The sequence below is a fragment of the Martinezella sp. CNPSo 3795 genome, assembly GCF_057784475.1.
Map to the genome: position 1 here is coordinate 615,936 of NZ_JBXSOQ010000003.1, position 17,846 is coordinate 633,781.

Annotated in this window: 14 protein-coding genes and 2 pseudogenes; 9 read left to right on the top strand and 7 right to left on the bottom strand. The window is 59.9% G+C overall.

The window, feature by feature from the left end; translation table 11 throughout:
* Positions 1 to 3: 3 nt before the first annotated feature.
* The 6 genes and pseudogenes from AC13QY_RS12750 to AC13QY_RS12775 form a co-directional block, all read right to left on the bottom strand.
* Entirely contained in the window at positions 4 to 705 is a 702-nt protein-coding gene (locus tag AC13QY_RS12750) for a polysaccharide deacetylase family protein (RefSeq protein WP_113355068.1), read from the bottom strand.
* Between the two features lie 11 nt (positions 706 to 716).
* Positions 717 to 1,559, bottom strand: coding sequence for a glycosyltransferase family 25 protein (locus AC13QY_RS12755; RefSeq protein WP_269245034.1), 843 nt, complete (start codon positions 1,557 to 1,559; stop codon positions 717 to 719).
* A gap of 123 nt (positions 1,560 to 1,682) precedes the next feature.
* A complete protein-coding gene (locus AC13QY_RS12760) occupies positions 1,683 to 2,300 on the bottom strand; it encodes a glycosyltransferase family 29 protein (RefSeq protein ID WP_113389177.1) in 618 nt (205 codons plus the stop codon).
* A 282-nt stretch (positions 2,301 to 2,582) separates the two neighbouring features.
* A complete protein-coding gene (locus AC13QY_RS12765) occupies positions 2,583 to 4,535 on the bottom strand; it encodes a peptidoglycan L,D-endopeptidase MepK (protein ID WP_113330403.1) in 1,953 nt (650 codons plus the stop codon).
* 175 nt (positions 4,536 to 4,710) lie between these two features.
* Positions 4,711 to 4,923 (bottom strand): annotated as a pseudogene (locus tag AC13QY_RS12770) (helix-turn-helix domain-containing protein); the annotation flags it as partial.
* A gap of 116 nt (positions 4,924 to 5,039) precedes the next feature.
* A pseudogene (locus AC13QY_RS12775) lies at positions 5,040 to 6,291 on the bottom strand (sigma-54-dependent transcriptional regulator); the annotation flags it as partial.
* Between the two features lie 220 nt (positions 6,292 to 6,511).
* On the opposite strand from AC13QY_RS12775, the gene AC13QY_RS12780 reads away from it, so the two are divergent.
* From AC13QY_RS12780 to hemH, 9 genes are all read left to right on the top strand, one after another.
* Entirely contained in the window at positions 6,512 to 8,371 is a 1,860-nt protein-coding gene (locus AC13QY_RS12780) for a M3 family oligoendopeptidase (protein ID WP_488486928.1), read from the top strand.
* Between the two features lie 275 nt (positions 8,372 to 8,646).
* Entirely contained in the window at positions 8,647 to 9,807 is a 1,161-nt protein-coding gene (locus AC13QY_RS12785; RefSeq protein ID WP_488486927.1) for an aminodeoxychorismate synthase component I, read from the top strand.
* On the top strand, positions 9,792 to 10,433 hold the full coding sequence (locus tag AC13QY_RS12790) for an aminotransferase class IV family protein (RefSeq protein WP_488486926.1): 642 nt from the start codon (positions 9,792 to 9,794) through the stop codon (positions 10,431 to 10,433). The genes AC13QY_RS12785 and AC13QY_RS12790 overlap by 16 nt, the downstream gene beginning before the upstream one ends.
* 4 nt (positions 10,434 to 10,437) lie before the next feature.
* Positions 10,438 to 10,722 carry a YciI family protein gene (locus AC13QY_RS12795; RefSeq protein ID WP_488486925.1) on the top strand — a complete coding sequence of 95 codons (285 nt, stop codon included), beginning with the start codon at positions 10,438 to 10,440 and terminating at the stop codon, positions 10,720 to 10,722.
* Positions 10,723 to 10,988: 266 nt separating this feature from the next.
* On the top strand, positions 10,989 to 12,440 hold the full coding sequence (locus AC13QY_RS12800; protein ID WP_113395267.1) for a homospermidine synthase: 1,452 nt from the start codon (positions 10,989 to 10,991) through the stop codon (positions 12,438 to 12,440).
* Positions 12,441 to 12,619: 179 nt separating this feature from the next.
* The gene (gene omp10 / locus AC13QY_RS12805; protein WP_113355044.1) at positions 12,620 to 13,009 is read left to right on the top strand and encodes an outer membrane lipoprotein Omp10; all 390 of its coding nucleotides are present in this window, start codon (positions 12,620 to 12,622) and stop codon (positions 13,007 to 13,009) included.
* A gap of 28 nt (positions 13,010 to 13,037) precedes the next feature.
* On the top strand, positions 13,038 to 13,361 hold the full coding sequence (locus AC13QY_RS12810) for a hypothetical protein (RefSeq protein WP_488486924.1): 324 nt from the start codon (positions 13,038 to 13,040) through the stop codon (positions 13,359 to 13,361).
* A 148-nt stretch (positions 13,362 to 13,509) separates the two neighbouring features.
* The gene (locus AC13QY_RS12815) at positions 13,510 to 15,609 is read left to right on the top strand and encodes a 5'-nucleotidase C-terminal domain-containing protein (protein WP_269245029.1); all 2,100 of its coding nucleotides are present in this window, start codon (positions 13,510 to 13,512) and stop codon (positions 15,607 to 15,609) included.
* Between the two features lie 96 nt (positions 15,610 to 15,705).
* Positions 15,706 to 16,740, top strand: a complete 1,035-nt coding sequence (gene hemH, locus AC13QY_RS12820; protein WP_269245028.1) for a ferrochelatase — start codon at positions 15,706 to 15,708, stop codon at positions 16,738 to 16,740.
* A gap of 34 nt (positions 16,741 to 16,774) precedes the next feature.
* Here hemH and AC13QY_RS12825 read toward each other — a convergent pair whose 3' ends face one another.
* Positions 16,775 to 17,683 (bottom strand): S1C family serine protease, encoded by a 909-nt coding sequence (locus tag AC13QY_RS12825; protein WP_113389317.1) that lies wholly within the window; start codon positions 17,681 to 17,683, stop codon positions 16,775 to 16,777.
* Between the last annotated feature and the right edge of the window lie 163 nt (positions 17,684 to 17,846).

A 17,846-nucleotide genomic window follows, 5' to 3' on the forward strand; every position in this document is an offset into this window, starting at 1 on the left:
TGACTATCCGACGACGCACTTCTTGACGAAATGCAGCCAGCTGTCGTTGCGCCGGATGGTCGCGCGCGGCAGGCCGAACGGATCGTCGCCCGGCCGCGCCCGACCGCGGCGTGTCGTCGTGGCGGCGCTGTAACCGGCTTCATAGGCAAGCACGCGATCGAGCGGCGTTTCGTCGCCATAGGGAAAGCAGAAGGACGAAACGCCTTCGTCGAGCAAATCCTCGAGCAGCTCGCGCGAATGGGTGATCTGACGGCGCGCCTCTTCCATCGGCAATTGCGGCAGGCGAACGTGATCGAGCGTATGCGATCCCACCTCATGCCCGAGGCTGTGCCAATGCTTCAGCTGTTCGACCGACATGCAGGGCGCCTGAGCCACGCCAAGGGGGACATCCCAGACATTGCTGCCGCCGATCTGGTTCGCCACAACGAAATTCGTGGCAGTGAAGCCAAACTCCTGCAGCACGGGCAAGGCATTCTCATGCACATTGGCATAACTGTCATCGAAGGTGATGGCAGCGACTTTGCCGGCCTTCTCGCCGCGGATGTAAGGCATTGCCTCACGCAGCGACACACCCTGAATTCCAAGCTTTTTCAGCCATTCCATCTGACGGCGGAAGGCTTCGGGATGGACGACCATGCTTCTGAACGGCGCCTTGCGCGACGGCGGCACCGCAATCTGATGATATGCGAGGATTGGAACAGCCACGATGGATCGTCTCAGATGATGCGGCGCGAGCGAAGCGCGATCTTGGCGCGATAGAGCGGCCGCAACACCTCTCTGGAGAGCCTCTCTGCCAGTGTCTTGCGACTCTTGATCGTACTGCCGCCGAGCTGAGGGGAAATTTCACGCACGCCGCCAGGCAGGACCGAGAGCGGCGATACGCGCGTAAACCAGCTCATCTGCACGGTGGTATCGACGGGCCGGTCGAAGACGGAGGTCGCTTCCAGCAGGCGGATGGCGGCATCTCGGCTGACGAGCTGGGCCACCATGCCGAGACCTATCCTCGTCGGTTGAATGACATCGGTCTCCCCTTGGGAAAGAACAGATCTGCCATGCTCCTTGCTCATGCGAAACGGGAAGCGAATGAAAGAACCTGGCTTCAGGCAGGCCTTGGCAGCAGCAAAGGCTGCGTGGAACGCGTCGTCGATCTCGACATCGTCCTCAAAGACAAGACCAGCATCGATGCCCTGCTCGACAATGGCAGCCCAAGCCTTGCGATGCGACAGAAAGCAGGCGATTTCGCCCGTGCTCATGGCAAACGGATAATAAGGCTTCTGCAACCGCGGACGATAGACACTGTCGATCTCGACGGCACTCAGAGTGCGGCCATCGACTGCCTCGACGATCTCGCTTTGCACCGGAAGCTTTGCAGCAAGCCTTTCGACCTGCGGCATGCGGTCACGGGCGCGATCCAGATGGATGATGAAGCCACGAATGACAGGTTGGCCGGGCGTGTCCAGAACAGTACCGACCGAATTGGACGCTGGAGCGAACTCGAATCCCGTATGAGATCTTTCGAGCGGCATCGCCGAAGACGGGTTGAATTCGTGGGCTTGCATGAAGGGATACCTCGGGGTCATATTTCGCGAGGCTCTAGCAACCCTGAATGAAAGCGAGCTTAGGCAAACCTGAGGCGAAACTGAAAATGGTTGTTTTCAACGGATCTGAACAACTGAAGGAAGCTAGACGAGCATGCTGATGCGACCGCTCGCCATCTTGTCTTCAACCCAGCGGCGTTCATCCAGCCAGGCATGGCGTTTCCACCCTTCCCAGCTGAAACCGCACAGCTTCACCTCCCACTCGTCTGCAGGCAATCGTGACAGCACATATCGGATGCCGAAGAAGCCGGTGCTCGGAAAGAGCTGATGCATCCGGCATTGGCTCACACCGAGTTCCTCGCAGCCCTCGATGTAAAACTGCGGCGGCATGATGCGGATTTCCTTGCCGGCAGCACCGACCAATTCGATCGTCCGCATCGTCCAATCGCTTCTTCGGCCCTTCAGGCGTGAGAGCAGATTGGGCTTGGGGTGATACTTGCGGATGATATCGGGATGATAGGCAAGCACGACCTCCTTGGCTGCCGTGAACGTCGCGCTGGTCAGGAAGGTCGGGTCCGTCAATCGGCGCTGCATAGGCTTGCTGGAAGCTGCAAGCATGAGAATATCGGTGCGTGAACCGCTCATGCCGATCGAAGCCTTCGGCTCGTTGAAACGCATCGCAAATTCTGCATTGTCCACGACCTCAGAGAGGTCACGCTGCAGCTTGCCATTGCCAATGATGATTGCCGTCTTGCGGGTCAAATATGAATATCCATCAGGTCTGAAGTCGCCGACCTAACGGAGCCGAATGAAGCCAAACTGAATGGCGGATCGGGGAAGGATGCATAAATCCTGACACGAACCTGAAAGCCGTCGCAATGTCACCTACGAGCAACAGCAGTGCCTGAAAACCGGGCTCAGCTCAGATTTGCATGCCGCCAGCAGGCCACGCAAACCCGATCGCGATCATAAATGGATAGCACCCTGCCGAATCAGAAAGGAGCCCAAACGGGCTCCTTGAAATCACGCTGAAGTGGATGCAGCCTATTCGACCGAATTGAACTTCTTCACCTGAAGGAAATTCACTGCACTTCCGCTGAAGCGTTCGGGATCGATCGAAGCCGTCTGTACCTTGAAACCATCCGTGTAAACGGCAGTCGGCTGGGCACGGAGCGTCGGGCTCACGAAGCGCGGCGCCTTGACCGGGCGGTTTACAATCTCAACCCGGGCCTTTGCGATCGCCCATTGCGAGATCATCTTCTCCGTCAGCGTCGGCGCAGTCGTCACCGTTGCGCGGCCCGAATCGGCCACCACGGCGTCCTGCTTGTTCGGCCGGCCGCCCTTGGTCGCGATACCGGCGGCAATCGGACGTTCCTGTGGCGTAGTCGGCTCGAACCCGTCGTTGAAGCGACGGCTGCTGGCCTTCACCTCGTTGCGGACCGGTGCAAGCGCGGCCACCTGCATCGGCATTTGCTGTGCCGGTCTCTGCTGCGGCAGGACGGCGGCAATTGCCTGCGCCGCATCGTTACCGGCAGCCATGCCGTTGCCGGCGGGCGCCAGTTGATCCTTGGACGCGACGTTGTTCGACGGCTGCATCACCGCAACCGCATTGTTGGCGTCCGATCGATCAGGACGGCTTTGCTCGAGAGCCGCAATGACCGAAGGCGAAAGTGCACTTGCGTCAGCTTGGTCGTCGGCGGCCTCCTGATCGGCATCGGCTGATGCCAGCAGGCTTTCGGCCAATTCCGGACGCTGCGCCGGCACCGGAACGGCAGCCAGTTGGCCTTTCATGTCAGCCTCGGCCGATGCCACTTCGGCATCCCCGGGTGAACGACGGTCAAGCAGGGACGGCACGGGCACATGATAGGAGCGAAGGTCGGCATATTGCGGCTGGTCGCCCGTATCCGGCATGGCGGCGGCAAGAGCATCCTGCGCCGCGTTACGCGACGGTGAGACGAGAGCGGAAGCCACGTCGCTGCCGGCAGGCTGATTGCCGAATGCCGGGCGAACCTGCGGAACGGGCGCGTTTACGCTGGCAACTTGAACCTGGGCCGGAGCCGGAGCGGCGCCCTCGTCACCATCATCACTGGCAGCCGGAGCCGGCTGGCCCTTGCGGGCAGCTGAGGCGACAGCCACCGGTGCCGCCGTCGTTCCGCTATCTGCATTATCCTCTTCCTCATCGGCACCGCCACCGCCGAACAGGCGGGCAAAGAAGCCGCGGCGCGGCGAAGAGGAGCTGGCGATCTGGATATCGTCGGACGACATACGGCGCTTGTAATCGGCGACTGCCTGCTGGTAGCCCGGCAACGGCCGGCCGTCCGCCGGAATATGCATCGTCTTGCCATCCGGGAAGAGGCGGACGAGATCCTGGCGATCCATGCGCGGCCATGCGCGCACGCCGCCGACATCCATATGCACGAAGGGCGAGCCGGAGGTCGGATAGTAGCCGACGCCGCCTACCTGCAGCTTCATGCCGATTTCGCGCAGCTTGGTGAGCTTGACGTCAGGAATATAGAAATCCATCGCGTTGCCGAGCATGTGCTGGCTCTTCTTGGCAACGCCGGTATGGGCGGAGCGCGTGCGCAGCATCTCGTTGGTGCCCGGCGAACGGAAACCGCAGATCACATAGATGAATTCGTGTGAACCGCTTTCGCGGTAGACTTCCCAGATCAGGTCGAACAGTCGCGGGTTCATCTTGGTCGGCTGATTCTTGCGCCAGTCGCGCAGAATGCGATTCAGCTTCTCCAGGCCGTCCGGATCGAACTTGCCGTTGCGCTTGTAGGTGATGACGGCCTTCTCGCCGGTATGGACATAGTAAATCTTGAGGCTGCGGGTTTCACCGCCTGCCTGAGAGGGAGTGCCGACGAAAACAGGGGTAGAAACGGACAAAGCAAGGAGGCCAACGGCTACAACCTTGGCCACCTTGCTAAATAGGTTAGAGCACGCAGAATGCCAGCTCAAGCTATTAGGCTTGGTATTTGCACTCAAATTCGGCAATTCGATCCCCGTCCGACAGACAATGTCGCATCGTGTTCCAAATGGCTGTCAATTGCGGTGACACGATGGCAAAAATGCCACACATGGTCGCCCCCTTCATACATGGTGAACGATGCACTAACAAGTGCTTTACGACGGGTAACAAAATATGCTTGCCTAAACGTTAAGCTTTACTTCATGCCGCGTTTTTTTGCGGGTCATCCGGGTCTATGCCGTAATCTTTCAACTTCCGGTAGAGAGTTGAGCGGCCGATGCCGAGCTTTCTCGCGACTTGACTCATCTGCCCACGATAGAATTTGAGGGCAAATCGGATCAATTCTTCCTCGACATCCGCCAGTTTCCTGACATCCCCCGAGGTATTTGTGCTGACGATGATATTGTCGGAAGCACCGGCCGACGCATCGGCTGAGGCAAGCGGAGTGGTTGCAGCCGACCCGTGCGAAACCCCGTAAGGGATCCGTTCGCTTCGTTCAGCCGCCAGAAGCTCGGCCGAAGAGGCATGCGAATTATCCACAACCAAGGTTGGATGCTCGGCAGCGAAATAGCCGGGCAGCTGTGCGGCGATCTGCGGAAAATCCGTGTCGAGCAGCTCTGGTCCCTCGGACAGGACGACCGCGCGGAAAACAGCGTTTTCGAGCTGGCGGATATTGCCCGGCCAGTCATAGGCGGTCAGCAGTGCAAGCGCGTCGTTGCTGATCCCGAGCGGATGATCGAGCTTCTGCTCCAGCGCAAACCGGTCGGCAAAAGCGCGTGCAAGATGCGGGATGTCTTCCTTGCGGCGACGCAGTGCCGGCATGGTGATCGGAAAGACGTTCAAGCGATAATAGAGATCCTCGCGGAAGCGCCCAGCCTTGACCTCTTCGATCAGATCCTTGTTGGTCGCCGAAATCAGCCGGACATTGACCTTCTGCGCGACGCGCGCGCCGACGGTCTCGATTTCGCCCTGCTGCACGGCGCGCAAAAGCTTGACCTGGACCTCCAGCGGCAGGTCGCCGATTTCGTCGAGGAACAACGTGCCGCCATCGGCTTCCATGAATTTGCCGACATGGCGCTCGGTTGCACCCGTGAACGCACCCTTCTCATGTCCGAACAGGATGCTTTCGACGAGATTGTGCGGGATCGCACCACAGTTGACGGTCACGAATGGCTTGCCGGCGCGGTCGCTGGCGGCCTGGATGGCACGGGCCACCAGTTCCTTGCCAACACCGGATTCGCCTTCCAGCACGACTGGAATGTTCGATTGCGCCGCGCGATGGGCGAGATCGATCACCCGCATCATCGCCGGGCTTGCCGAGACGATGTCGTCGAAGGTGATGCTGCTCGAGCGCGACTTGCGCCCGGCGCGGGCCTTCGCCTCGCGCTGGTCGAGCTTCAAAGCATTGGCGATCGATGCCGCGATACGCTCCGGCGATACCGGCTTGACGACGAAATCGAAGGCGCCGGCGCGCATTGCCTGCACCACGGTATCGATGCCGCCCTGCCCCGTCTGCACGATGACGGGCAGGTCGATGCCCATATCGTTCAGCGCGCCCAGGAACTCGATGCCGTTCATTTCCGGCATCATGAGATCGAGCACGATCACGTTGATCTGATCGTTGCCACGCTTCAGGAACTCAAGGCCGAGACGGCCATTTTCTGCCAAATGGGCAACGTGTCCGTGCCGCTCGATGGCATTCTTGAGCAGACGGCGTTGAATCGGATCATCCTCAACAACGAGAATCTGCGCGCCCCCCTTGGCGCTATTGTAAACGGTCATTGGTGCCTCACTTCATGCGAAACCTGAGGCGAAGATCGCAGAAAGGCTTGAACATGAAGTTTTGCCAAAGCATCGCATTTTAATCATTATGACGAATGTAAAAGCGCTTATGATTCAACCTTCGGTGCAGGAAAATCAGGCCTTGCAGCAGGCTTTCCAGCCGAATAGACACCATACGGATCGGACGATCCGAAAAATAAAAGCAGAGGAAATTTCGCCCATGAGCCCGACCTCGCTCCACCCCCTCATTAATTTCTCGGCCATTAAATTCTCGGCAAGCCCGGCAGCCGGCCAGGCACTTGGAGACCTGCCAGCCTGGAAGCTAAGCGATCTCTATCCTTCCTCCACGTCCCCCGAGTTCGTCGGAGATCTGGAAAAGGCCGGCAAGATGGCCATTGCCTTCGAGGAAAAGTGGAAGGGGAAGCTTACCGATGCCGCCGCCAAGACAGGCGACGCCGGCATCGGCGCAGCCATCAAGGAGTATGAAGCGCTTGACGATATCATGGGCCGTCTCGGCTCGTTCGCCGGGCTCACCTACTTCTCCAATACCATCGATCCGAACAACGGCAAGCTCTATGGCGACGTCCAGGCAAAGCTCACGGACTATTCCTCTCACCTTTTGTTCTTCCCGCTGGAGCTGAACCGCATCGACGATACGGTGATGGACGCCTGCATGGCGAACGACCCCGCCGCCGGCCATTATCGTCCCTGGATCGTCGACCTGCGCAAGGACAAGCCGCATCAGCTCGACGACAGGCTGGAGCAGCTGTTCCTGGAAAAATCCATGACGAGCGCCGCCGCATTCAACCGCTTGTTCGACGAGACGATGGCTGAGCTGCGCTTCGAGATCGACGGCGAGAAGCAGCCGCTGGAAGTCGCCTTGAACATGCTGCAGGAGCAGGACCCGGAAGTGCGCCGCAAGGCCGCCATGGCGCTTGCCGAAACCTTCAAGGCCAATCTGCGCACCTTCACGCTGATTACCAATACGCTCGCCAAGGACAAGGAAATCGCCGACCGCTGGCGGGGCTTCGAGGATATTGCCGACAGCAGGCATCTCGCCAACCGCGTCGAGCGCGAGGTAGTGGATGCGCTGGCGGCCGCCGTGCGAGAGGCCTATCCGCGGCTTTCGCATCGCTATTACAAGATGAAGGCCAAGTGGCTCGGCATGGACCAGATGAACTTCTGGGACCGCAATGCGCCGCTGCCGGAAACGCCCAACGCGCTGATCCCCTGGGCCGATGCGAAGGATACGGTTCTATCGGCTTATGGTAATTTCGCCCCCGAAATGGCTGATATGGCCAAGCGCTTCTTTGACGAGGAATGGATCGATGCGCCGGTGCGCCCCGGCAAGGCGCCGGGCGCCTTCGCCCATCCGACTGTACCGTCGGCTCATCCTTACGTACTGGTCAATTATATGGGCAAGCCGCGCGATGTCATGACGCTGGCGCATGAGCTCGGCCATGGCGTGCATCAGGTGCTGGCCGGAGGCCAGGGCGCACTGATGTGCCAGACGCCTTTGACTCTAGCGGAGACAGCCTCCGTTTTCGGCGAGATGCTGACCTTCCGCGCGCTGCTCGACAAGACCACCGACAAGCGCGAACGCAAGGCGATGCTCGCGCAGAAGGTCGAGGACATGATCAACACGGTCGTGCGCCAGATCGCCTTCTATGAATTCGAGCGCAAGGTTCATACCGCCCGCAAGAATGGCGAGCTGACATCGGACACCATCGGCGAGCTGTGGCTCTCGGTACAGGAGGAGAGCCTAGGTCCCGCGATCAAGATTTCCGAGGGCTACGAGACCTACTGGGCCTATATCCCCCACTTCATCCACTCGCCCTTTTACGTCTATGCCTATGCCTTCGGCGATTGCCTGGTGAACTCGCTCTATGCCGTCTACCAAAGCGCAGAAAAAGGCTTCCAGGAGAAATATTTCGAGCTCCTGAAGGCCGGCGGCACCAAGCATCATTCCGAACTCCTGAAGCCTTTCGGCCTCGACGCAACCGATCCGTCGTTCTGGAGCAAGGGCCTGTCGATGATCGAAGGGCTGATCGACGAGCTGGAAGCATTAGATAAGAACTGAGATCTCGGTCCTGCTTTGAGGAGAAGCAGGTCAGGCACCTTCGCCATTGCCGCAGCTTCGCGCATGGCCCCTCACCCCAACCCTCTCCCCGCCTATGCGGGGAGAGGGAGCGATCGCAACTGCTGCACCGTTGTTTGCAGAGAATGATGCGGTGGACGCAGAAACAGTCCCCTCTCCCCGCGGGCGGGGAGAGGGCTAGGGTGAGGGGCCAAGCGTAACGGCATATGCAATCATGCCTGGGGATCATTGAATCAAGACTGGATCGAAATCCGCGCATGGCCGATGCCATACCCTACGTCCTTTTCAGGGACGACAGCACAGGACAGATGATGATTTTCGCCGAGCCGGCCGAGATCATTGTCGCTCATACGCGTGCGCAATTTTTCGATGCCCTCGATCGGATGGAAAAAGCCAAGCGGCAGGGACAATGGCTTGCCGGCTACATGGCCTATGAGGCCGGCCATCTCTTCGAGGAAAAACTCGCACCTTTCGCCGAGGAGAACAGGGAAACGCCCCTGCTCTGCTTCGGCGTTTTCGATGCTCCTGCCGCTGATGGCCATCTGCTGGGCCAGCCGGTACAGCGCCTGGAAAACCGAGAGTTTCTCACGGAGCCGAAGGCCGCTTGGAGTTTCGAGATATATAAGGAGCGCTTTGACAGGCTGCACCAGCATCTGCGCCTTGGCGACTGCTATCAGGCAAACCTGACCATGCCGATCCATACGCGATGGAACGGCGATCCCCGCGCCGCCTTCTGGTCTCTGATCGAACGGCAGCCGGTGAAATACGGCGCGTTGGTCGATCTCGGCGGCCCGATCATCCTGTCGCGCTCGCCGGAGCTTTTCTTCCGCACGGACGAGCACGGTTGGATCGAGACGCATCCGATGAAGGGCACGGCCAGGCGCGGCGCAAATGCTGCCGAGGACGAGCGCATCATCGCCGCCATGCTCGCCGACGAGAAGACGCAGGCCGAAAACCGCATGATCGTCGACTTGCTTCGCAACGATATCTCCCGCATCACTGAGGTCGGCACGCTGGATGTGCCGAAACTCTTCGAGATCGAGACTTATCCGACCCTGCACCAGATGGTCAGCCATGTGCAGGCCAAGCTGCTGCCGGGCATATCGATCCGCGATATCCTTGCCGCACTCTTTCCCTGCGGCTCGATCACCGGTGCGCCGAAAATGCGGGCGATGGAAATCCTGCACGACCTCGAAGGCGGCCCGCGCGACGCCTATTGCGGCGCGATCGGCATGATCTCGCCTGGCGGCGCCATGCGTTTTTCCGTGGCGATCCGCACGATCACGCTTTTCGAAGACGGTCGCGCGGTGTTCAATGTCGGCGGAGGCATCGTCTTCGATTCGACGGCGGAAGCGGAATATGAAGAATGCCTCCTTAAGGCGCGCTTCGCCGTGGGGGACCGATGGATCGACCGGTAGAGGACTTTTCCCTGATCGAGACGCTGCGCTACGAGCCGGAAACCGGCTTCGTTCGCCTGCGCCTGCATCTCGCCCGCCTGCAACGATCCGTCCGCCGCCTCGGCTTTTCCGCGCCGCAGAACGTGCTTGGCAAGCTGGAGCACGCGGTCGCCGGTGCCGCCGCACCCTTGAGAGTTCGCCTCACTCTGGATCGCAAAGGGCAAACGGAACTGACGACGGCTCCCTTCGTCCCGCTTTTGCCTGATACCGTCTGGCGCTTGCGCGTCGCTGCGACCCGGCTCGATTCCTCCGATAAGCTGCTGCGTTTCAAAACCACGCGACGAGGCATCTATGAAGCAGCCCGCGCGGAATATCGGCCAGACGAGGCAGACGAAGTGCTGCTGCTCAATGAGAAGGATGAGGTTTGCGAGGGGACGATCACCTCTGTCTTCCTCGAGGATAGCGCGGACCTGCTCCGCACTCCTCCCATATCATCCGGTCTACTTGCAGGCGTCCTGCGCACCGAACTCATCTGCCAGCGCAAGGCCCGTGTCGACCGCATCCGGCTCGACGACCTGAGAGATCGCCCCCTTTATGTCGGAAACTCACTGCGCGGCCTGATCCGCGCACAACTCCTATGGAATTGATTGAATGTTCATTCTGTCGCTTACCTATCTCAAGGGCAATGACGAAGCCGATAAGCACATGGAGCCGCACATGGCCTGGGTGAAGGAAGGCTATGCTAGGGGCTGGTTCCTCGCTTCCGGCCGCAAGGTGCCGCGCACAGGCGGCGTCATCTTCGCCCGCGGCGAGCGAGCGGAACTGGAGGCCTATGTCGCCGCAGACCCCTTCACGATCCACGGTGTCGCCGCTTATGAAGTCCAGGAAATCGCCCTCACCACCGTCGTCGACGGATTGGAAAGCCTGAAGGCCTAAGCGACGGAAGGCGCTTGCCTTCCGTCGCATTCCGTTTATGTCAGCGAAAACCAACCCTGAGAGCAACAAACTCGTCGCATATGGCGTGTATGTTTGCCTCGACTTGACTTTGGCCGGCTAACCCTCAACAGCTCTTTATTGTGACATCAAATTATGATTAGAGCCGCTCACCCCGCGTTTTCGCGCAAACTCTGCCAGCGCTTTCGCGCCAACTCTAACTAGATTTCGTGAACCGAACGGCGCCCTGCCTTTCGAAGGAGAAAAGAATGACGAAACAAAACTATCCGGTATATGCCGAAATTACCGGTCCGATCGTAATGATCGGCTTTGGCTCTATTGGCCGTGGCACCCTGCCCCTGATCGAGCGCCATTTCAAATTCGACAAGAGCCGGATGGTCGTCATCGACCCGCAGATGGATGCCGAGCACCTGGCGATCCTGGAAAAGCATGGCGTCCGCCATATCCAGGCCCATGTCACCAAGGACAATTACAAGGATCTCCTGAAGCCGCTTCTCACGGAAGGCGGCGGCCAGGGCTTCTGCGTCAACCTCTCGGTCGACACCGGCTCGCTCGATCTGGTCAAGCTGTGCCGCAAGCTCGACGTGCTCTATATCGACACCGTCGTCGAGCCCTGGCTCGGCTTCTACTTCGACAAGGGCCTGAAGAACGCAGACCGCACCAACTATGCACTGCGCGAAACCATGCGCAAGGAGAAGGAAAAGAACCCGGGCGGCACCACGGCTGTTTCCACCTGCGGCGCCAATCCGGGCATGGTTTCCTGGTTCGTCAAGCAGGCGCTCGTCAACCTCGCCAAGGATATCGGCCTGAAGTTCGAAGAGCCGGATCAGCACGATCGCGAAGGCTGGGCCAAGCTGATGAAGAAGATCGGTGTCAAGGGCGTTCACATCGCCGAGCGCGACACCCAGCGCACCAAGCATCCGAAGCCGCTCAACGTCTTCTGGAACACCTGGTCGGTCGAAGGCTTCATCTCCGAAGGTATGCAGCCGGCAGAACTCGGCTGGGGCACCCATGAAAACTGGATGCCGAAGAACGCCAAGAAGCACAAGAAGGGCTGCAAGGCCGCCATCTATCTGGAGCAGCCGGGCGCCAACACCCGTGTGCGCACCTGGTGCCCGACCCCCGGCCCGCAATACGGCTTCCTGGTGACCCATAACGAGTCGATCTCGATCGCCGACTATTTCACCGTGCGCGACAAGGACGGCGAGGTCACCTTCCGTCCGACCTGCCACTACGCCTATCATCCGGCCAACGACGCCGTGCTTTCGCTGCACGAAATGTTCGGCAATGGCGGCACGCCGCAGCCGGTTCATCACGTTCTCGACGAGGACGAGCTGGAAGACGGCATCGATGAACTCGGCGTGCTGCTCTACGGCCATGCCAAGAACGCCTACTGGTACGGCTCGCGCCTGTCTCTCGAAGAAACCCGCCGCATTGCCCCCTATCAGAACGCTACCGGTCTGCAGGTGACCTCAGCCGTTCTCGCCGGCATGGTCTGGGCACTGGAGAATCCGAAGGCCGGCATCGTCGAAGCCGACGAGATCGACTACAAGCGCTGCCTCGAAGTGCAGCTGCCCTATCTCGGCCCGGTCGAAGGTCACTACACCGACTGGACCCCGCTCGATGGTCGCCCGGGCCTCTTCCCGGAAGACATCGACACCAAGGACCCCTGGCAGTTCCGGAACATTCTGGTTCGCTAAGAGTATAGTGTCAGCTTGATGCAAGAGCGAATGCCCGCACAGGTCGTGCGGGCATTTTTGTTACGCAAGCCAGATAAATCAAGCAGATCGCCTGGGACGTCTTGCTTTAGCTCGATGGCCGCGCCATCTTCCTTGCAACCGATACGCCTTTAGACCGCCTCTATTTGCGGGAGATATTTATGAAGATGAGAACCGTTCTTGCCCTCCTCGCTGCTGCGGCAGCTTTATCTGCCTGCGTGGATTTTGGTGGCTCCAGACCGCCGCCGATGGCGATGAATCCGGGCGGCGGCCAGCCGCGCACGAATTCCGTGGAAGGCAGCTGGGCCGATTCCAATGGCCTGAATTCGACCTTTAACGGCGGCCGGTTCGAAACGCACACGACGGATGGCACGAACCAGCAGATGGCCTCTGGAACCTACACGACCGATCCGTCGGGCATGATCCAGATCAACCTCTATTCGAACATCAAGCGCACCTCGTCGAAGGTCAATTGCTTCCTGGCCAATCCCAGCCAGCTCAACTGCACCTCCGAAACCGGCGGGCACTTCTCGCTCAATCGCCAGGGCTGATAAAGGCCCGATGGACGGATAAGGCATCATGCGCGGAATGCTGATCCTCCATCTGGTACTGATCGCAGCATTGCCCGTCGCCATTCTGGCGGCGGTCCTCCCTGCAAATAGCTATCAAGCCCAGGGCATCGACGCCCTTGATTGCGATGGCCCCGCGAGCGTCCTCCTTTTCGCCGTACCGGCTTTGCTCCTTTACGGCGCCAGCGCTATTCTGCTCTATCGAAAGCGGAATCGACACCTTCATCTTGTCACCGCCCTCTGCTGTGTGCTTGTCTTCTGCTCTGTCGGCTGGAATGCCGCTGCGGCATTGCGGGAGTCCTATGGACTCGCCTCCGTCGAGGCATGCGCCTGATCCGGCAGCGCATTTCGCCGCTTTGTAAAAATCCTAATAACGCCAACAGCTTTTGCTTGCGCTCGCTCCGCCGGGATGAAAACATCGCTGTGGGGGACCGCCTTGGGGCATTGGCGGGCCGGATTGCAATGACCAACAGGAGAGACAGATGAAGCAGCCCTTCGGAGTGGGTCTTTTGGCCGCCACGCTGCTGGCGCTGAGTACCAGCGCCGCCTTCGCGGACTATCAGCTCAACATCCTGCACTTCAACGATTTCCATTCGCGCGTCGAATCGATCAACAAATTCGACGCCACCTGCTCTGCAGCCGAAGAAGCCAAGAACGAGTGCTTCGGCGGTGCGGCACGGCTGAAAGCCGCCATCGACCAGCGGCGTGCCGCCCTTGCCGGCCAGAACGTAGTCGTCCTTGATGCCGGCGACAATTTCCAAGGCTCCCTGTTCTACACGACCTACAAGGGTGCGGCCGAAGTCGAGTTTCTCAACGACATGAAGATCGACGCCATGACGGTCGGCAATCACGAATTCGACGATGGCGAAGGCCCGCTTGCCGCCTTCCTCGACAAGGCGCAGTTCCCCGTTGTAACCGCCAATCTGGTGGTCGACGACCAATCGAAGCTCGGCAACCGCATCAAGAAGTCGATCGTGCTCGATATCGGCGGCCAGAAGATCGGGATCGTCGGTGCGGTGACCACCGAGACGCCTGAACTCGCCTCCCCCGGCCCGCATGTGAAGATCACCGACGATGCCGCCGCAATCAGCGCCGAAGTCGACGCGCTAAAATCGCAGGGGGTCAACAAGATCATTGCGCTCACCCATGTCGGCTATCCCCGCGATGTCGAGAAGATCGCCAAGATCGCCGGCGTCAGCGTCGTTGTCGGCGGCCACTCGCATACGCTCCTGTCGAATACCGATCCGAAGGCAGCCGGCCCCTATCCGACCATGGTCGACAATCCGGCCGGCTATAAGGTACCTGTTGTACAGGCCGCATCCTACAGCAAATATCTCGGCGACATTGTCGTCACCTTCGATGACAATGGCGCCGTCAAGGACGCCAAAGGCGATCCGATCCTGCTCGATTCCTCCATTAAGCCGGATCCGACGATCCTGTCACGCGTGCAGGAGATGGCAAAGCCGATCGAGGAACTGCGCAAGAAGGTCATCGGTAATTCGCAGGGGCCGATCGAAGGCGCGCGTGAAGTCTGCCGCGTTCGGGAATGCTCGATGGGCAATCTTGTCGCCGATGCGATGCTTGACCGCACCAGGACGCAGGGCATTTCCATCGCCATCCAGAACGGCGGCGGCCTGCGTGCCTCGATCGCCGCAGGCGATGTCAGCATGGGCGACGTGCTGACCGTGCTGCCCTTCCAGAACACGGTTGCAACCTTCCAGCTGACCGGAGCCGACGTGAAGGCGGCACTCGAAAACGGCCTTAGCCAGATCGATGACGGGGCGGGCCGCTTCCCGCAGGTCGCCGGCCTCAAATACAGCTTCGATAAATCGAAGCCGCCGGGCAGCCGTCTTGTCTCCGTCGACGTGCAGGAAGGCACCGAGTTCAAGCCGATCGATCCCGAAAAGACCTACGGCGTCGTCAGCAACAACTACATGCGCGCCGGCGGCGACGGCTACGCCGTCTTCGCAAAGGACGGCAAGAACGCCTACGATTTCGGCCCCAATCTGGAATCGGTGGTCGCCGATTATCTTGGCGCACACAATCCGTACAAGCCTTACACGGACGGCCGCATAACCCAGATAGCCGCGGCAGCGCCGGCTGCACAGCCGGAACCCGCAAAGCCCGCCGATACCACGCAGACAGCGCCGGAGCAGAAGCCGGCGGCGGCCGCTGGAGATAGCGGTGGCGCGTCGTCCACGACAACCCCTCCGGCCTCCTCGCCTCCCACGGTGACAACGCCAAGCACCACCATGCCGGCAAACCCGACGGCTACGCCGTCTGCCCCGGCAAAATCGGATCCGGCAGCCTCGACACCCGCCACCTCAGCTCCAGTGGCTGAAACGCCGGCTGCGTCTTCACCCGCGACCACGGCTCCGGCAACAGCAACGCCGGAGGCCAAGGTCAACGAGCCGCCAAAGACGCCGACAACCCACATCGTCGTCGCCGGCGACACGTTCTGGGATCTTGCCAAGACTTATTACGGCAATGCCAAACAATGGCACAAACTCGTAGCCGCCAATCGCAATATCAAGCCGCATCATCTGGTGGTTGGCGAAAAGTTGAAGATTCCGGCCAAGTAAGACGATTTGTCTCGCTTGCTCCAGCCGGTCCGGGCTTTCCCGGACCGGCTTTTGTTCTTATGTGAAGTGCTTCATATCTTGAGAGGAATTCAATCGATGACAGCAGCCCTGACCACGCTTCCGCCCGATCACCCTAGCGTGAAATACGGCAAGGTCGGCGTGCTGCTCATCAATCTCGGAACGCCCGACGACACCGACTACTCCTCGATGCGCCGCTACCTCCGCGAATTCCTGACAGACCGCCGCGTCATCGAGTGGTCGCGTTGGAAATGGTATCCGATCCTGTTCGGCATCGTGCTTAACACCCGACCGCAAAAGGTCGGCAAGGCCTATGAGACGATCTGGAACAAGGATAAGAACGAGAGCTATCTGCGCACCTATACGCGCAACCAATCCGACCTAATGGCCGAGCGGCTGCGCGACCTGCCCAACGTCAAGGTCGACTGGGCCATGCGTTACGGCCAGCCCTCGATCGCCGATCGCATCCAGGCGCTAAAGGACGATGGCTGCGAGCGCATCGTGCTCTTTCCGCTCTATCCGCAATATGCGGCGGCAACGACGGCGACGGTCAACGACAAAGCCTTCGAGAAACTGCAGAAGATGCGCTGGCAGCCGGCGATCCGCACTGTTCCGCAATATCACGACGACGAGACCTATATCGAGGCGCTCGCCAATTCCGTCACCCGTCACCTCTCGACGCTGGACTGGCAGCCTGAAAAGATCATCGCCTCCTTCCACGGCATCCCGATGTCCTATTTCAAGCTGGGCGATCCCTATTACTGCTTCTGTCAGAAGACCGGCCGCCTGCTGCGCGAGAAACTGGGTCTTTCCGAAGATCAGTTCATGGTCACCTTCCAATCGCGTTTCGGCCCGGAGGAATGGCTGCAGCCCTATACGGACAAGACGGTGGAAGAGCTTGCCAGGAACGGCACCAAGCGTATCGCGGTGCTCAATCCCGGCTTCGTCTCCGACTGCCTTGAGACGCTGGAAGAGATCGCCGAACAGGCCGCCGAATCCTTCCATCACAACGGCGGCGACAAATTCACCCACATTCCCTGTCTCAACGACAGCGAAGACGGCATGAACGTGCTGGAAAAAGTCGTGCGGCGGGAGTTGCTCGGCTGGGTTTGACCGGATCGCCGGGATTGATCCCGGCGACACGTGCCTACTGAAGCTGCGGCTTTTTGAGGAAGCTGCCGCGATCGGCGGATTTGACGCGCAGCCAGGCCTCGCGGCCGTCGCGCAATACGCGCATGGGGATCTCGGAGCCAGCCGGACCGCTCTCCCAGATCTTGCGGTAGAAATCCGCGAGCCCATCGACTTCGCCATCCCGGATTTCCGAAATGACGTCGCCGCGACGCAAGCCAGCCTTGGCGGCCGGACCACCCTCGGTGACGCTCATGACGACGACTTCGCCATTGCTTTCGGCCGAGAAGGCACCGAGCCAAGGCCGCGGCGGCTTGTTGACGCGGCCGCGCTTGATCAGATCGTCCAGGATCGGCATCAAAAGGTTGATCGGCACGATCATGTTGATATCGGCGCTGTCGCCGTTCTGGGTCGCCATCTGCAGATGCAGCGATCCGATGCCGAGAAGCTTGCCGTCCTCATCGATAAGAGCCGCACCTCCCCAGGATGGATGGGCGGGTGCCGTGAAGATCGCCTCGTCGAGCAGATATTCCCAATAGCCGGCGAATTCCTGCTTTGCGACGATCTTCGCCTCGACAAACTGGCCGATCCCGTCAGCGATGACGACTTCATCACCGATCTCAGCCTTGTCGGTATCACCGAATTCGAGGGCGGGCACATCGAGAGGCCCGAGCGCCTGCACGAGGCCGAAACCCGTTTCCTGATCGTAGGCAAGCGCATGACCGGGCACGACGCGACCGCTATTGGTCGTGAGCCAGACCTCGTCGGCTTCGGTGATGAGATAGCCGATCGTCAATACCAGGCCGTTTCCGCGAATGACGACGCCGCTACCTTCCCTGCGTGTGCCGAGGGTTGCCGCAGTGAAGGCGTCTTCCGGAATTGAGGCGTGCACGGCCACAACCGACCGCAAGGTCCTATCTAAGTTCATAGCTTCACCCTGATAATGCGCTAAGGCTGGCCCGAAAAGCTGCGTGGCAGCGGAGCCGGAAATCTCCATATAAAGTATGAATATCAATCGCCGGACGCAAGACCCAGACGGTGATTGGTTGACCTGCCTCATAGCAAAACGCCTGCTGTAGCCCCATTCCTCA

Excerpts from the sequence above, each read along its gene's own strand:
- AC13QY_RS12800 (WP_113395267.1), top strand. The coding sequence starts at position 10,989 with ATGACGAAACAAAACTATCCGGTATATGCCGAAATTACCGGTCCGATC.
- hemH (WP_269245028.1), top strand. The coding sequence starts at position 15,706 with ATGACAGCAGCCCTGACCACGCTTCCGCCCGATCACCCTAGCGTGAAA.
- AC13QY_RS12780 (WP_488486928.1), top strand. The coding sequence starts at position 6,512 with ATGAGCCCGACCTCGCTCCACCCCCTCATTAATTTCTCGGCCATTAAA.
- AC13QY_RS12755 (WP_269245034.1), bottom strand. The coding sequence starts at position 1,559 with ATGCAAGCCCACGAATTCAACCCGTCTTCGGCGATGCCGCTCGAAAGA.
- AC13QY_RS12810 (WP_488486924.1), top strand. The coding sequence starts at position 13,038 with ATGCGCGGAATGCTGATCCTCCATCTGGTACTGATCGCAGCATTGCCC.
- omp10 (WP_113355044.1), top strand. The coding sequence starts at position 12,620 with ATGAAGATGAGAACCGTTCTTGCCCTCCTCGCTGCTGCGGCAGCTTTA.
- AC13QY_RS12825 (WP_113389317.1), bottom strand. The coding sequence starts at position 17,683 with ATGAACTTAGATAGGACCTTGCGGTCGGTTGTGGCCGTGCACGCCTCA.
- AC13QY_RS12785 (WP_488486927.1), top strand. The coding sequence starts at position 8,647 with ATGGCCGATGCCATACCCTACGTCCTTTTCAGGGACGACAGCACAGGA.
- AC13QY_RS12790 (WP_488486926.1), top strand. The coding sequence starts at position 9,792 with ATGGATCGACCGGTAGAGGACTTTTCCCTGATCGAGACGCTGCGCTAC.
- AC13QY_RS12795 (WP_488486925.1), top strand. The coding sequence starts at position 10,438 with ATGTTCATTCTGTCGCTTACCTATCTCAAGGGCAATGACGAAGCCGAT.
- AC13QY_RS12815 (WP_269245029.1), top strand. The coding sequence starts at position 13,510 with ATGAAGCAGCCCTTCGGAGTGGGTCTTTTGGCCGCCACGCTGCTGGCG.